2 protein-coding genes are annotated in these 1,831 nt (G+C 70.4%); both read left to right on the plus strand.

Annotated elements, in window-relative coordinates; all coding sequences use genetic code 11:
- The first annotated feature begins 316 nt into the window (after positions 1-316).
- On the plus strand, positions 317-895 hold the full coding sequence (locus tag RMO97_RS04625) for a hypothetical protein (protein ID WP_310539369.1): 579 nt from the start codon (positions 317-319) through the stop codon (positions 893-895).
- 59 nt (positions 896-954) lie between these two features.
- On the plus strand, positions 955-1,716 hold the full coding sequence (locus tag RMO97_RS04630; protein WP_310539370.1) for an enoyl-CoA hydratase/isomerase family protein: 762 nt from the start codon (positions 955-957) through the stop codon (positions 1,714-1,716).
- Positions 1,717-1,831: the final 115 nt, after the last annotated feature.

A 1,831-nucleotide genomic window follows, 5' to 3' on the forward strand; every position in this document is an offset into this window, starting at 1 on the left:
GCTCCTCGCACGAGGCAAGCCCGCAAAGCTCGTCGTCGTCGCCGTCATGAGAAAACTCATCGAGGCCGCAAACCTCGTCCTCAGCCGGCAACAGCCTTGGATTAGACAACCCACTTAACATGGTTGCTCATCCGACCGGTCTCCGGCCGGCCACCGTCGAGAGCGAGCCGGGCTACTCAAGCCCGGCTATGCGGTTCGCCAACGACTTGGCGAACCGCCGCTCTCGACCCCGCAAGGGGAGAAGGACCGCATAGCCGATCGCGAGATTGAGCCTGGATCCGAGGGCCTCTTCAACACAATAAGGGAGTATCCGCCCATGAGCCGCACGGCCCATCTGGCGCGCCTGGAGCGCGAGCGTCTGCTGGTCCTGGAGCGGCGGGGCAAGGCCCGCGCCGAGGCCCTGGCCGTCCAGGGCGGGATCGCCGAGACCATCGCCCTGTCGCAGGCGCGCGGCGCCGTCATCGAGGCGCCGGCCACGCCGCGCAAGCCGCATCGGCGGCAGGCCGGCCTGGAGTGGCTGGTTCGCCAGGGGCGGCTGAACGATCAGCAGAAGCGCGCCGGGGAACGCTACGGGACCTATTACCGCCGCGCGGCGGCGGGAACCGACATCGGCTCAAGCCTGGACATCAAGCATGGCGACAACCCGTCGGGGACCAGTATCAGCCAGGTGCTGGCCCAGGCCGAGGCGCGGGCGGCGGCGGCGGCGAAGCTGGCCCTCTATCGCCGCAGGCTGCACCAGCACCCGGTGCTGCTGGCGGCCTGCGACCTGGTCTGCGGCGAGGAGCTGACGCCGCGGGAGGCCGCCCGCACCGACCGCGAGGCCGGGCGGCTGGAGGCGGTGCTGGAGGTGGCGCTGGACCTGCTGGCCCATGAGGGGCCCTCACAGGGCTCGTGACTCCGGCCCTGACTCCGGTGACTGTCCAAGTTGGGCAGGAAAAAACCAGGGAGGCCGGCGTGGCCGATCAAGACGTGTTGTTGGTGGAACGTCGGGGTGAGACCGACTGGGTGACGCTGAACCGGCCCGAGCGGCTGAACGCCCTGAACCAGCCGCTGTCGGACGCCCTGCTGGCCTATTTCGAGGCCCGGCGTCGCGACACCGAGGCCCGCGTCATCGTGCTGGCCGGGGCCGGGCGGGCCTTCTCCTCCGGCGCGGACCTGAAGGCCGGCGGCCAGCCGGACCGGCTGCGGGACGGACCCAATGGCGACTGGATGCTGCGCGATACGCTCAAGGCCATGCGCGCCTGCCCGCAGCCGATCATCGCCCTGGTGCACGGGGCGGCGGCCGGCGGCGGCCTGGCCATTGCTCTGGCCGCCGACGTCATCGTGGCCGGCGCCAGCGCGGCCTTCCATCCGGCCTTCATCAAGATCGGGCTGTCGGGTTCGGAGCTGGCGGTGAGCTGGCGCCTGCAGCGGACCATGGGGATATCGCGGACCCGCGAGATGCTGCTGACCGGCGAGCCGATGAACGCCGAGGAGGCGCACCGCGTGGGCCTGGTCTCCAAGGTGATCCCCGACGCGAGCCTCGCCGTCGAGGGCGAGCGCCTGGCGACGGCCATGCTGAAGGCGGGGCCGGACGCCCTGCGGATTTCCAAGCGGACGTTCGATGCGACGCTGGAGGGGATGAGCTTTGATGCCGCCCTGGAGCTGGAGGAGCGCGGGCAGATCCAAATGATCCGAGGGCGCACGGCGCCGGTGGGGATGCCGAGCGGGACGTAGGTTCGGAGGGAAGGGCGGCGTGGGTTGCAGACATCCTATCCCGCCCACCGCCTTGTTCCCAAAGCCACGGTGCTCCACGTCCGATCTGCTCGAGATTGCCTCTCCCGCGCTCAGC

Origin of the sequence: Phenylobacterium sp., assembly GCF_031425575.1 — a bacterium.
In the GTDB taxonomy this organism is placed as follows: domain Bacteria; phylum Pseudomonadota; class Alphaproteobacteria; order Caulobacterales; family Caulobacteraceae; genus Phenylobacterium.